This window comes from Vogesella sp. LIG4 (genome assembly GCF_900090205.1).
GTDB lineage: Bacteria > Pseudomonadota > Gammaproteobacteria > Burkholderiales > Chromobacteriaceae > Vogesella.
Genome location: NZ_LT607802.1, coordinates 2,595,982 through 2,609,392 on the forward strand (window position 1 = coordinate 2,595,982; position 13,411 = coordinate 2,609,392).

General features: G+C 62.0%; 10 protein-coding genes. 3 read left to right on the forward strand and 7 right to left on the reverse strand.

What is annotated here, in order from left to right; genetic code table 11:
* Positions 1 to 110: 110 nt before the first annotated feature.
* From PSELUDRAFT_RS12255 to PSELUDRAFT_RS12285, 7 genes are all read right to left on the reverse strand, one after another.
* Positions 111 to 1,103 carry a GlxA family transcriptional regulator gene (locus PSELUDRAFT_RS12255; RefSeq protein WP_088967112.1) on the reverse strand — a complete coding sequence of 331 codons (993 nt, stop codon included), beginning with the start codon at positions 1,101 to 1,103 and terminating at the stop codon, positions 111 to 113.
* Between the two features lie 171 nt (positions 1,104 to 1,274).
* The gene (locus tag PSELUDRAFT_RS12260; protein ID WP_088967113.1) at positions 1,275 to 2,090 is read right to left on the reverse strand and encodes an ABC transporter ATP-binding protein; all 816 of its coding nucleotides are present in this window, start codon (positions 2,088 to 2,090) and stop codon (positions 1,275 to 1,277) included.
* Positions 2,087 to 3,214 carry a succinylglutamate desuccinylase/aspartoacylase family protein gene (locus PSELUDRAFT_RS12265; RefSeq protein ID WP_088967114.1) on the reverse strand — a complete coding sequence of 376 codons (1,128 nt, stop codon included), beginning with the start codon at positions 3,212 to 3,214 and terminating at the stop codon, positions 2,087 to 2,089. The genes PSELUDRAFT_RS12260 and PSELUDRAFT_RS12265 overlap by 4 nt, the downstream gene beginning before the upstream one ends.
* 13 nt (positions 3,215 to 3,227) lie before the next feature.
* The gene (locus tag PSELUDRAFT_RS12270; RefSeq protein WP_088967115.1) at positions 3,228 to 3,959 is read right to left on the reverse strand and encodes an ABC transporter permease; all 732 of its coding nucleotides are present in this window, start codon (positions 3,957 to 3,959) and stop codon (positions 3,228 to 3,230) included.
* Positions 3,956 to 4,645, reverse strand: coding sequence for an ABC transporter permease (locus PSELUDRAFT_RS12275; RefSeq protein ID WP_088967116.1), 690 nt, complete (start codon positions 4,643 to 4,645; stop codon positions 3,956 to 3,958). The genes PSELUDRAFT_RS12270 and PSELUDRAFT_RS12275 overlap by 4 nt, the downstream gene beginning before the upstream one ends.
* A gap of 77 nt (positions 4,646 to 4,722) precedes the next feature.
* Positions 4,723 to 5,487 (reverse strand): ABC transporter substrate-binding protein, encoded by a 765-nt coding sequence (locus PSELUDRAFT_RS12280; protein ID WP_088967117.1) that lies wholly within the window; start codon positions 5,485 to 5,487, stop codon positions 4,723 to 4,725.
* Positions 5,488 to 5,561: 74 nt separating this feature from the next.
* Positions 5,562 to 6,326: an ABC transporter substrate-binding protein gene (locus tag PSELUDRAFT_RS12285; protein ID WP_088967118.1), complete on the reverse strand. Its 765-nt coding sequence runs from the start codon at positions 6,324 to 6,326 to the stop codon at positions 5,562 to 5,564.
* 520 nt (positions 6,327 to 6,846) lie between these two features.
* On the opposite strand from PSELUDRAFT_RS12285, the gene PSELUDRAFT_RS12290 reads away from it, so the two are divergent.
* The 3 genes from PSELUDRAFT_RS12290 to PSELUDRAFT_RS12300 all read left to right on the forward strand — a co-directional run bounded on the left by PSELUDRAFT_RS12290 (position 6,847) and on the right by PSELUDRAFT_RS12300 (position 13,393).
* The gene (locus PSELUDRAFT_RS12290; RefSeq protein ID WP_088967119.1) at positions 6,847 to 11,649 is read left to right on the forward strand and encodes an NAD-glutamate dehydrogenase; all 4,803 of its coding nucleotides are present in this window, start codon (positions 6,847 to 6,849) and stop codon (positions 11,647 to 11,649) included.
* Positions 11,650 to 11,791: 142 nt separating this feature from the next.
* Positions 11,792 to 12,139 carry a hypothetical protein gene (locus PSELUDRAFT_RS19435; RefSeq protein WP_157725115.1) on the forward strand — a complete coding sequence of 116 codons (348 nt, stop codon included), beginning with the start codon at positions 11,792 to 11,794 and terminating at the stop codon, positions 12,137 to 12,139.
* 138 nt (positions 12,140 to 12,277) lie between these two features.
* Positions 12,278 to 13,393: an ABC transporter ATP-binding protein gene (locus tag PSELUDRAFT_RS12300; RefSeq protein WP_088967121.1), complete on the forward strand. Its 1,116-nt coding sequence runs from the start codon at positions 12,278 to 12,280 to the stop codon at positions 13,391 to 13,393.
* The last annotated feature ends 18 nt before the right edge of the window (positions 13,394 to 13,411 follow it).

Sequence of the window (13,411 nt, forward strand, 5' to 3'; positions counted from 1 at the left end):
TGGCAATCAAGCAATTTTGAGTTGTATATTCAGTTTTTCAGAATAAGGCGCGGTGGCCCGGAAAAGACAAAGGGCTGCTGAAGCAGCCCTTTGCTGGAGAGTGGCGGCGTTCAGCCTGCCTTGCTGTCGCCCGGGTTGCTGCGCTGGGCGCGCTCTTCGCGCGGGGTGATGCCGAAATGGCTGCGATAGGTGCTGGAAAAGTGCGGCCCGCTGGAGAAGCCGCAGGCCAGGCCGATCTGCACGATGGACTTGCTGGTCTGCTGCAGCAGCTGGCGCGCGCGGTTCAGACGCAGCTCCAGGTAGTACTTGGAGGGCACCGTGCCCAGGTACTGCTTGAACAGCCGCTCCAGCTGGCGGCGCGACACGCCCACGTAGTAGGAGATGTCGTCGGTGGTGAGCGGCTCTTCGATATTGGCTTCCATCAGGCTCACCGCCTCGGTGAGCTTGGGCTGGCTGCCGCCGATGCGGGTGGCCAGCGGAATGCGCTGCCGCTCGCTGCCGGGGCGCAGCCGCTCCATGCTGAACACCTCGGACAGCTGGGCGGCAAACTCGTGGCCAAGGTTGGCCGCAACCAGCGCCATCATGAAATCGTAGCTGGCGGCACCACCGGCGCCGCTCATGCGGTTGCTGTCCATTTCGAACAGGTTGGACGACACGATCACGTCCGGAAATTCTTCGGTGAGGCGGTTGATTTCCTGCCAGTGGATGGTGGCGCGGTGGCCGGAGAGCAGGCCGGCGCGCGCCAGCCAGTAGCTGCCGCAGCCGATGCCTATCAGTACCGTCTGCTCGGTGAGCTGGCCGGCAATGGCCTTGGCCAGGTCGTCCGCCGCCAGGTCGATGCCGACTTCGTCCGCCAGCACCACCAGTGCGTCCAGCTTGGGCGCATGCGCCAGCGGCAGGTCCACCGGCATTTTCAGGCCGTTGCTCATGGTAACCATTTCGCCAGTAAGCGACAGCGGCAGGAATTCGTAGACGCGGCGTTCTGCCAGCTGGTTGGCGCGGGTCAGTACCTCGGTGGCGATGCCGAAATCGGCCAGCGAGGCATTGGGCAGCAGCAGGAAGCCGAAGCGGACGGGTTTGTTGCTGGTGGTAGTGGTGACCATATCCGGTAGCTAGGAGCGATGTCGCGGGATGGTGAAGGCAGCGCATTGTGTCGCGGCTGCGACGGCGAGGCAACTACCCAGGGTTGGCCGCAGGGTGGGCGGCCGCTAAACGGCGAAGCCATGCTGACGTTGTAGCCAGCATGGCTTCGGCAAATCAAGCGCGTGCCGGAATTATTTCAGGCTGCCGGAGAGGAACTGCGCCAGGCGTTCGCTCTTTGGCGTCACCAGCACTTCCTTCGGGTTGCCCTGCTCTTCGATGCGGCCCTGGTGCAGGAAGATCACGTGGTTGGACACCTCGCGGGCAAAGCCCATTTCGTGCGTCACCACCACCATGGTGCGGCCTTCCTTGGCCAGCGCCTGCATCACGCGCAGCACTTCGCCCACCAGCTCCGGGTCCAGCGCCGAGGTCGGCTCGTCGAACAGCATCACTTCCGGTTCCATCGCCAGCGCACGGGCAATGGCCACGCGCTGCTGCTGGCCGCCGGACATGTGCGACGGGTATTTGTCTTCCACGCCCTTGAGGCCAACCTTGTCCAGGTATTTGCGCGCCCGGGCGATGGCTTCATCCTTCGGTACGCCCAGCACGTGCACCGGGGCTTCGATGATGTTTTCCAGCACCGTCATGTGCGCCCACAGGTTGAAGTGCTGGAACACCATGGCCAGCTTGGTGCGGATGCGCGCCAGCTGCTTGGGGTCAGCCGCCTTCAGCGCGTTGTTGCGCTTGTCGGCGACCAGGCCCAGCTGTTCGCCGGTGACGGCGATGGTGCCGCTATTGGGCTGTTCCAGCATGTTGATGCAGCGCAGGAAGGTACTTTTGCCGGAGCCGGAGGAGCCGATGATGCTGATCACGTCGCCGGCATGGGCGGTGAGCGATACGCCCTTGAGCACTTCGTGGCTGCCGTAGCTCTTGTGCAGGTCGGTCACCTGCAGCTTGATGTCGCTGGCGTTGGCTTGACCAGCGCTGTTTTGAGTAGTGGTCTGGTTCATGCTGAGAGCAACTTTCCGGTTTTGAAGGCGTCAGCGCTGGCGACTTTGGCCAGCCACTGACCGGCTGTTACGTAATGGCGGCTTTCGGTGGCGTACAGCATGCCGCCACGGTTGGCGCGCACGGCGGTGACGCGGTCGTTGATCGGGTCGATCACGTCGGCGATATGGTCGCCGCTATTCACGATACAACCGGCCTTCAGATAATAATGCACGACGCCGGCATGGGGGGCCAGCAGGTTTTCCGAGCCGGCCAGCGGCGTGGCGGGGTAGCGCAGCGCGGGCAGGGCAGGGGCATCGCCGCGGATCACGCCGCGATGGGTCAGGAAGGCGATGATGGCATCGGCGTCCTGGCGGGCAAAGTTGTGGTTCACGTCGGCCTGGCCGCGCAGTTCCACGGTTACCGACAGGCAGGCCATGGCGATGGCGGCCTTGCTGCCGGCAGCCTGCGCCAGGTCGCGCAGTTGCCACCACAGCTGGCTGCAGGCTTCGTCGAACGGGTTGTCGCCGGAGTCTTCCGCCAGCAGGGTGCAGGCGGCATCCAGGTAGCGTGCCAGCGGCTCGCACTGCTGCCACAGCGGGGTGCCGGTGTACAGGTGCAGCGCGGCGGCGCAGTCGCAGTGCAGGTCCAGCACCACGTCTGCATCGCAGGCCAGCAGCATCAGCTGCTTGCGCTGTGCGGCCAACTCCGAAGCCGGCTGGATGGCAGCCACTTTCTGCAGCAGCAGCTGGCGGATGAGCCGGGTGTTGGCCGCAGCATCGCTGCCCAGCTGGTGTTGCAGCTCGGCAAAGATCTCGGTGGCGAATGCCGGGTAGTGGCGGTTGAAGTTCTGGCCAGTGTGCAGCTCGAAACGCCCCAGCGCCACGCCGTTCAGGTTCTGGTCCAGGCCGATGGGGTTGGCCACCGGCACCAGTACGACCTCACCGCTCAGGCGGCCTTCCGCCTCCAGCGCGGCCAGGCGCTGTTTCAGGTGCCAGGCGGTAAGCATGCCCGGCAGTTCGTCGGCATGCAGGCTGGCCTGGATATAGATTTTCTCGCCGCTGCCGGCGGTGCCGAAATGAAAGCTGCTGATGCCGCGGGCGGTGCCCAGGCTGCCGCTGGCGAGCGGGTGGTCGATACGTTGCATGCCAGACTCCTGCTTAATGTTTGCGCGGGGCAAGGTAGGACAGCCAGCGGCGCTCAGCGCGCTTGAACAGCCACACGAAGCCGAAGGTCAGCGCCAGGTAGATGGCTGCCGCAGTCAGGAACGGCTCGAACGGCATATAGGTGTCGCTGAACACGCGGCGCGCCACGCCGGTCACGTCGGCCAGGGTCACCAGGCCGGCTACCGAGGTGGACTGCATCATCATCACCACTTCGTTGCTGTACGCCGGCAGCGCGCGGCGCAGGGCCGACGGCACCACGATGCGGCGCATCATCAGCCACTTGCTCATGCCTACCGCCTTGGCCGCTTCGATCTCGCCGTGATGGGTGTTGCGGATCTGGCCGGCAATGATCTCGGTGGTGTAGGCGGCGGTGTTCAGGGTGAAGGCCAGGATGGCGCAGGCGTAGGCCTCGCGCAGGTACTGCCATGCCCAGCTCTCGCGCACCCAGTCGAACTGCGACAGGCCGTAGTAGATGATGAACAGCTGCACCAAGAGCGGCGTGCCGCGGAACACGTAGGTGTACAGCCACACGGCGCGCGACAGCAGGCGGTTCTTCGACACGCGCAGCAGCGACAGCGGCACCGCCAGCGCGAGGCCGGCCAGCAGCGACCAGAACAGCAGCTCCAGCGTCAGTTGCAGGCCATCGCTCGTGGACAGCACCGGGGCGCCGTCGGTACCGCCGAAGAAGGCCGGCAGTTTTTCCAGCATCAGGTTTACGTCGATCACAGTTCAGCCTCCCTTACACCGCTGGAATAGCGTTTTTCCAGCCGTTTGAGCGCCAGGTCGGACACGCTGGTAATGGCCAGGAAGATGCCGCCGACTACCGCGTAGACGGTGAACGGCTGCTGGGTAATGGATTTGGCGGTGTCGGCGCGGTACATCACGTCGTTGAGGCCGATCACCGACACCAGGGCGGTGGATTTGACCAGCACCAGCCAGTTGTTGGAGAAGCTGGGCAGCGCGAAGCGCACCATCTGCGGGAAGGTGATGCGGGTGAACACGCGCAGCGGGCTCATGCCGTAGGCGAGGCCGGCTTCCATCTGGCCCTTGGGCACCGCCATGATGGCGCCGCGGAAGGTTTCGGTCATGTAGGCGCCGAAGATGAAGCCGATGGTCATCACGCCGGCGAAGAAGGAGTTGATCTCGGGGGCCGGCCAGTTCATGTAGGCGCAGAAGTCGTTGATCATCATCTGCACGCCGAAGAACAGCAGCAGCATCCACACCAGGTCGGGCACGCCGCGCACGATGGTGGAATAGAGTTCGGCCAGCCACACCAGTGGCTTGGAGTGGGCCATCTTGAACATGGCGCCGATGAGGCCCAGCACTACGGAGACGGCGAGCGAGGCGATGGCCACCTCGACGGTCAGCGCGGTGCCTTCCAGGATGCTGGGCAGGTAACCCTGTAGAAACATTGTGTTGCTCCGTCTATCTGCCTTGCGGCCGAAAGGAATGCGGCCAACCTTGTAGGCTGGCCGCCTGCACGGACGGCTTACTTGCCGTAGATGTCGAAGCTGAAGTACTTCTTCTGGATCTTGTCGTAGCTGCCGTCGGCGCGGATCTGCTTCAGCGCGCTGTTGATGCGGGCCAGCAGGGCCTTGTCGGTCTTGCGCACGGCAACGCCAGCGCCGATGCCGAAGTATTTCGGATCATTGTAGTCCGGGCCGATCAGGGCGAAACCCTTGCCGTTCGGAGTGTGGACAAAGTCCACGTCGCCCACGGCGGCGTCAACGAAGGCGGCGTCCAGGCGGCCGGCCTTCAGGTCGAGGAAGGATTCCGGTGCCTTGCCGTACGGCACCAGCTGTGCGCCCAGCTTGGCAAAGTAGTCACGCGCGTATTTTTCCTGGATCGAGGAACGCAGTACGCCGATCTTCTTGCCCTTGAACCAGGCGTCGTTCACCTGGGTGCCGGTCTTGCCCACCAGGCGGCTGGCCATGTTGTAGTACTTGTCGGAGAAATCCACGGCCTTCTTGCGTTCTTCGGTGATGTTCATCGAAGCGATCACCGCGTCAAACTTCTTGGCCTGCAGCGCCGGGATGATGCCGTCGAAATCCTGCGGTACCACTTCACAGGTGGCTTTCATTGCATGGCACAGAGCCTGGGCGATGTCGGGGTCGAAGCCGGTCATCTTGCCGTCGGCACCCTGCTTGGAAAACGGCGGGTAGCTGGCATCGGTGGCAAAACGCAGGGTTTCGGCGTGGGCGGCTACGTTCAGGGCGAGCGCAACCGCGCCCAGCATCAGCATGGGCTTTTTCATGGATTTTCTCCGTCTCAGAGGGCTTTTATTATGAAACCCCGCCTGGCATGCCGGGCGGGGTGGGGCGTGCCGGCTTAGTTGCCGTACACGTTAAAGTTGAAGTACTTGTCCTGTACTTTTTTGTAGCTGCCGTCCTTGCGGATCTGGGCGATGGCCTGGTTCAGGCGCTCGCGCAGGGCATTGTTGCCCTTTTTCACCGCGATGCCGGCGCCGTAGCCGAAGTATTTGCTGTCGCTGTATTCCGGGCCGACGAAGGCAAAGCCCTTGCCCTGGGAAGATTTCAGGAAGTCGCTCTCGCCCACCACCGAATCCACGAACATGCCGTCGATACGGCCGGATTTCAGATCCAGGAAGCCTTCCGGCGCCTTGCCGTAGGAGACAACGGTGGCGCCGTTCTTGGCCCAGTAATCCTTGGCGAATTTTTCCTGGGTGGAGGCGCGCAGCACGCCGATCTTCTTGCCCTTGAAGCTGTGCTGGTCAACCTTGGTGTCTGCCTTGGCGATCATGCGGCTGGGGGTGTTGTAGTACTTGTTGCTGAAGTCCACGGCCTTCTTGCGCTCGTCGGTGATCGACATGGAGGACAGGATGGCATCGAACTTGTTGGCGTTCAGGGCCGGGATCAGGCCGTCCCAGTCCTGCGGCACGATTTCACAGGTCGCCTTCATCGCGGTGCACAGCGCGTAGGCGATATCCACATCGAAGCCCTGCAGCTTGCCGTCCGCACCCTGCTTGGCAAACGGGGGGTAGTTGCCATCGATGCCGAAACGGATGGTTTCGGCCTGGGCGGAGAAGGCAGTGGAGGACAGGGCCAGAGTGGCCAGGAAAAGTGCTTTTTTCATGCTATCTCTAAACTCTCATCTGAATGTGATCCCCGGGTGACGGGGCTTGTTTGCCTGCCGTGCTGCGACGGCGCTGGCGGGCACATCCGGCCCGTGCGGGCCTTCCCTTGTAATGTTGTTATTTTGCGATCCTCCTGCGGGGGAGGACGCGGAATCTTGGCACGCAACGACAGCAGGCACAATGCAGCGCCCCGGCTTGTGACCGGGGGCGCCGAAGGGGGCGCATTCTACTGAATTTTTGTCTGCTTGTGAAATGCAAGCAAAATCATATGGTTGTGCTTTTTGTCTATACGTTTAAATGAATTGGCACGCTTGTTTATTTTGTAATTTGCCGTCGCATTGCTATAAGGCAAAAAGCGTAATCGCTGTCAAATGCAAAACATTTATGGATTCATGATTGTGCGGTGCATTTGATGAATGTGTACGTCAATGTCGCAATACGGAAATGCCTTGCAGGTAGGCGCTCTTACAATGCCGCCACACAACACCTGTGTCCCCGAGAACAACTACGAGAAGCAACATGTCGCTTACCAAAAAGACCGAAACCCTTGGGCTGGTCGCTGACATTCTGGCAGTGGCTGAACAGAAACTCTCTTCCGCCGAGGCTGCTCGCCTGGGTACCTTTATCCCCCTGTATTTCGAAGAAACCGAGCAGGAAGACCTGAAGAGTTTCTCCCCGCTGGATCTGTTCGGTGCGGCGATGGCGCATTTCGAGTTTGCGCAAAAGCGTGCCGCCGGCCAGGCCAAGGCTCGCATCTACAACCCCGATTTCGAACGTGACGGCTGGCAGAGCACCCACAGCGTGATCGAGATCGTGAACGACGACATGCCGTTCCTGATCGACTCGCTGTCCATGCTGCTGGGCCGCCACAACCTGAACCTGCACCTGCTGGTGCACCCGGTGCTGTCCGTTGGCCGCGATGGCAACAACGAAATCACCGAACTGAAACGTACCGAAGACCGCAGTCTGCCGCTGGAATCCTTCATCCACGTACAGGTGGACCGCGTCAGCGACCCTGCCGTGCTGAAGGCGCTGCAGGAAGACCTGGACAGCGTGCTGGGCTACCTGCGCCAGGTAGTGGACGACGAGCCGCAGATGCGCGAAACGTTGGCCGCAGTGCGTGCCGAAGTCGCCAAGATCGACGGCAAGCGCAGCGATGAAGCCAAGGAATCGGTTGCCTTCCTCGACTGGATGGCGGCCAACCACTTCATTTTCATGGGTTACTGCGATTACGACCTGGTGAAGCGCGACGGCAAGGACAGCCTGAAGATCGTCCAGGGCTCCGGCCTGGGCTTCCTGAAGGACCAGGGCGGCAAGGAATACTCCGCCAGCTTCGAGGCACTGCCGCAGGAACTGCGTGAACTGGCGCACCAGCCGCATCTGCTGATCCTGAACAAGTCGCAGTCCCGCTCGGTGCTGCATCGCCCGGCCTATATGGACTTCGTGGGCGTGAAGCGCTTCAACAGCAAGGGCGAGGTAATCGGCGAGCGCCGCTTCCTGGGCCTGTACACCTCCAGCGCCTACCAGAATTCGCCGAAAGACATTCCGCTGCTGCGCCAGAAAGTGGCGCACGTGGTGGCCAGCTGCGACTACGTGGATAACAGCTACAAGGCCAAGACCCTGGGCTTCGTACTGGAAAGCTACCCGCGCGACGAGCTGTTCGAAATTCCGGCCGACGTGCTGACCCCGATCGCCGAAGGCATCGTCAGCCTGCAGGAGCGCCCGCGCGTGCGCCTGTTCACCCGCGCCGACCGCTACCACCGTTACGTGAGCTGCCTGGTATACGTACCGCGCGACAGCTTCAATACCGAGATCCGCCTGAAGATCGAAAAAGTGCTGATGGCTGCCTTCAATGGCGCATCCGCCGAATTCAGCGTGCAGATCAGCGACAGCACCCTGGCGCGCGTGCACTACATCATCCGCACCCAGGGCGGCCACCTGCCGCAGTTCCGCGAGAACGAGCTGGAAGCCGACATCGCCCGCGTGGTACGCGGCTGGGAAGAAGAGCTGCATCAGCAACTGATCGAGACCCACGGCGAAGAGAAGGGCAACCTGCTGTTCAATCGCTACCGTGGTGCCTTCCCGGTGGCTTACCGTGAAGAATTCGCTGCCCGCAACGCGGTGCTGGACATCCAGCTGATCGAAGATGCCGCCGAGCAGTCCGGCATGACCATGAAGCTGTACCGCGCGTTCAACCGCAGCCACGGCTACAACCTGAAGCTGTTCCGCGCCGGCCAGCCGCTGGGCCTGTCCGCCAGCCTGCCTATCCTGGAAAACATGGGTGTGCAGGTGCGCGACGAGCATCCGTACCTGGTGGAGCGCAACAGCGAAACCGTGTGGATCAGCGACTTCGGTCTGGAACTGGGGGCTCACGCCGATGCCATGCAGGAAGATGAAGTTCAGAAGAACTTCCAGGCACTGCTGGCCCGCGTATTTGCCCGCGATTGCGAAAACGACGGCTTCAACCGCCTGGCGGTAGTGGCCGGCCTCGACTGGCGCGAAATCACCCTGGTGCGCGCGCTGGCCAAGTACCTGCGTCAGGGCGGTCTGACTTTCAGCCAGGCCTACATCGAAAACTGCGTGGCGCACTACCCGGACATCACCCGCAACCTGGTGCGCCTGTTCGAAGCACGCCAGCACCCGACCGCGTTCGACGATGCCGCCGCCGCCAAGCTGCAGGACACCCTGAAGGAACAGCTGGACAAGGTTGCCAACCTGGATGAAGACCGCATCCTGAACGGCTTCCTGCAAGTAATTCTGGCCACCCGCCGCACCAACTTCTGGCAGAAGGGCAAGGACGGCGAGTACAAGTCCTACGCATCCTTCAAGCTGGATTCCAACCAGATTTCCTTCCTGCCGCAACCGCGCCCGATGTTCGAAATCTGGGTATACAGCCCGCGTGTGGAAGGTGTGCACCTGCGTGGTTCCAAGGTAGCCCGTGGCGGTCTGCGCTGGTCCGACCGCATGGAAGACTTCCGTACCGAAGTGCTGGGCCTGGTGAAGGCGCAGATGGTGAAGAACTCGGTGATCGTGCCGATGGGCTCCAAGGGCGGCTTCGTGTGCAAGCAATCGCCGGCCCCGAGCGACCGCGAAGCCTTCATGGCCGAAGGTATCGCCTGCTACAAGATCTTCATCTCCGCACTGCTGGATGTAACCGATAACCTGGTGACCGGCCAGATCGTGCCGCCGGTGGATGTGCGCCGCCTGGATCCGGATGATCCGTACCTGGTGGTGGCTGCCGACAAGGGCACCGCGACCTTCTCCGACATCGCCAACAGCATTTCCGAGGCTTATGGCTTCTGGCTGGGCGACGCCTTCGCCTCCGGCGGTTCCGCCGGTTACGACCACAAAGGCATGGGCATTACTGCCCGCGGTGCCTGGGAGTCGGTGAAGCGCCACTTCCGCCACCTGGGCGTGAATACCCAGGAGCAGGATTTCAGCGTGATCGGCATTGGCGACATGGCTGGCGACGTGTTCGGTAACGGCATGCTGCTGTCCGAGCATATCTGCCTGAAGGCCGCGTTCAACCACCTGCACATCTTCCTGGACCCGACCCCGAATGCGGCGCACAGCTTCGCCGAGCGTGCCCGCCTGTTCAACCTGCCGCGTTCCAGCTGGACCGACTACAACCGCGAGCTGATCTCGCAGGGTGGCGGCATCTTCGAACGTTCCGCCAAGTCCATCCCGCTGTCGCCGGAAGTGAAGGCCTGGCTGGAAACCGACAAGGACAGCATGGCGCCGAACGAGCTGATCCACGAGCTGCTCAAGGCCAAGGTTGACCTGTTCTACAACGGTGGTATCGGTACCTATATCAAGGCATCCACCCAGAGCCACGCCGATGCCCGCGATCGCGCCAACGACCCGGTGCGCGTGAACGGCAACCAGCTGCAAGCCAAAGTGGTAGCCGAAGGCGGTAACCTGACCTGCACCCAGCTGGGTCGTGTCGAGTACGCGCTGACCGGTGGCCGCATCTGCACCGACGCCATCGACAACTCCGCCGGCGTGGACTGCTCCGACCACGAAGTGAACATCAAGATCCTGCTGGGCGCGGTAATGCAGGCCGGTGACATGACGCTGAAACAGCGTAATGACCTGCTGGCCGAGATGACCGAAGAAGTGGGCCACCTGGTGCTGCGCAACAACTACCTGCAGACCCAGGTGCTGGCGATCAACCGCAGCCATGCCGCCTCCATGCTGAGCGCGCACAGCCGCATGATCAGCCACATGGAAAAAACCGGTGAGCTGAACCGCGAGATCGAGTACCTGCCGTCCGACACCCAGATCAACGAGCGTCGCCTGGCTCGCCAGGGCCTGGCCTCGCCGGAAGTGTCGGTACTGCTGGCCTACGGCAAGATTTCGCTGGACCAGGCCATCCTGGCTACCGATGTACCGGATGACGCCGACTTCATGCCGGTGCTGGTGAACTACTTCCCGAAACCGCTGCAGCAGCGCTTCGGCGAGCAGATGCAGCGCCACCACCTGAAGCGCGAGATCATCTCCAACCAGCTGGCGAACCAGATCATCAACCGCATGGGCGTGACCTTCGTGTTCCGCCTGCAGGAAGAGTCCTCGTTCTCCGCTGCCGACATCACCCGCGCATTCTGGATCGCCAGCCGCGTGTTCGATGCCGAGCGTCTGTGGGGCCAGATCGAGCAGCTGGACAACCAGGTTTCCGCCGATCTGCAAGTGGAAATGATGGTGATGGTGCGTACCCTGGTAGAGCGCGCCGTGCGCTGGGTGCTGCGTAACCGTCGTCCGATCGGTTCGGTAAGCGCCGCCATCGAGCAGTACGGTGCCAAGGTACAGTCGTTGCTGCAGCAGCTGCCGCAGCTGGTAAGCGCCGATGCCTACCCGCAGGTGGCTCGCCAGGAGAAACGCCTGAACCAGCCGAACGTACCGGCCGAACTGGCCAGCGTGCTGGCCCGCCTGGAGTTCGCTGTGCCGCTGATGGACATCATCGAGATCGCCGGCAACAGCGAGCTGTCGCTGGACGCGATTGCGGCCAACTACCTGCAGCTGGGCCGCAGCCTGCAGCTGGACTGGCTGCGCAGCGCCATCACCCAGCTGCCGCGCGACAACCGCTGGCAGTCGCTGGCCCGCTCCGCGCTGCGTGACGACCTGTATCGCCAGCATCGCGAGCTGACCCGCCGTGCGCTGGCAGCCAACAGCGACAGCGCCTTCGTCAGCAGCTGGCTTGCCCAGCGCGCCAGCGACGTGGAAGCCTGCCAGCAGATGTTTGCTGAACTGCAATCGTTCGAAGCGCTGGACCTGGCCATGCTGTCCGCCGGCATGCGCGAGCTGAACAACCACCTGCTGGGCTGATTCAGTTTCTGTTTCGCAGTACTCCCTTAAGCCGACCTACGGGTCGGCTTTTTTTTTGTCCGTGATCAGGTGTTGCCGGGGTGGGGCGGGGCAGACTGTGGCATCGCCAGCCGTGCCGGAACCGGTGTGCCGGAGGAGAACAGTGGCGTTTCTGGTCGCCGTCATTGGCCATGCCGGCAGCCGGCATATGGGCAATCGGTGCGGCGATTGGCGACATGACATCTTGCTATCGGGTGGTTATTCGGCTGATTTGCGCCATTTTGTTGTATGCCGACAACAAACGGTCGTTTTACGACTTGGTGCACGTTGCGCCCGACTCCGTGCAGAACATTGCCAAAAACCGGGTTTGACTTATCGAATTTTGCCGATAAATGTAAATAACATGCACGCAGATAGTGCCAAGCGCTATAAAAAGCGCAGTGCAGCAAAATTGCCCGGATTTTTTTGTGTAATTGTTGTGCTCGTTTTCTTAAACAGGTGGTTAAATTAATCGACGGCTGCACTACGGGACAGGTCGCTTACCTGGGCAGGCAATTTGCCTGGGTACTTTACATCCCGCCGCAGGCCGATTAGCCTAATAAAACTGAAACGAGATTCCGCCAAGCGGAACAGTGTGGAGAAAAGCAGGATGAGCGAGCAACAACCGGCATCGGACGTGTTGGTAAGCTTTCGTGGCGTGCAAAAGAGCTACGATGGCGAATCCCTGATCGTCAAAAGCCTGGACCTGGATATTCGCCGCGGCGAATTCCTCACCATGCTGGGGCCATCCGGCTCCGGTAAAACGACCTGTCTCATGATGCTGGCTGGCTTCGAGACCCCCACCCACGGCGAAATCCGCCTTGGCGGCCAGCTGCTCAACAACGTGCCCCCGCACAAACGCAACATCGGCATGGTGTTCCAGAACTATGCCCTGTTCCCCCACATGACCGTGGCCGAGAACCTGGCCTACCCGCTGACCATCCGCAAGATGAGCAAGAGCGACATCGCCGCCCGTGTGAAGAAAGCGCTGGACATGGTGAAGCTCGGCAACCTTGCCAACCGCTACCCCGGCCAGATGTCCGGCGGCCAGCAGCAGCGCGTGGCGCTGGCGCGCGCCCTGGTATTCGAACCGCAGCTGGTGCTGATGGACGAGCCGCTGGGTGCGCTGGACAAGCAGCTGCGTGAACACATGCAGCTGGAGATCAAGCATATCCACGAAACCCTGGGCGTGACCGTGGTGTACGTGACCCACGACCAGAGCGAAGCGCTGACCATGTCCGACCGCGTGGCGGTGTTCAAGGACGGCATCATCCAGCAGATCGATGCGGCCGACGTGCTGTACGAAAAGCCGGTCAACTCCTTCGTGGCCAACTTCATCGGCGAAAACAACACGCTGCACGGCGAAGTGGTGGCAGTGGAGCAGGGCAGCGCTGTGGTGCGCCTGGCTTCCGGTGACACCGTCCGCGCCTCTGCCATCTGTGTTGACCGCGCGGGCGAGCCGACTTCCATGTCGATCCGCCCGGAGCGCGTGCGCCTGAACCAGTACGCCGACGGCTGCGAAAACCGTCTGGCGGCCCGCCTGTCCGAGTTCATCTACTTTGGCGACCACGTACGCCTGCGCCTGGAAGTAGCCGGCCAGCACGGCTTCATGGTGAAGGTGCCGGTAGGCGAGCTGGACAGCCGCTGGCAGGTTGGCGACACCCTCAATGTCGGCTGGATGTCGCATGACATCCGCGCCCTTGATTCGTCTGTTATTACCCACTAAGACCAGGTATGGCCGGGC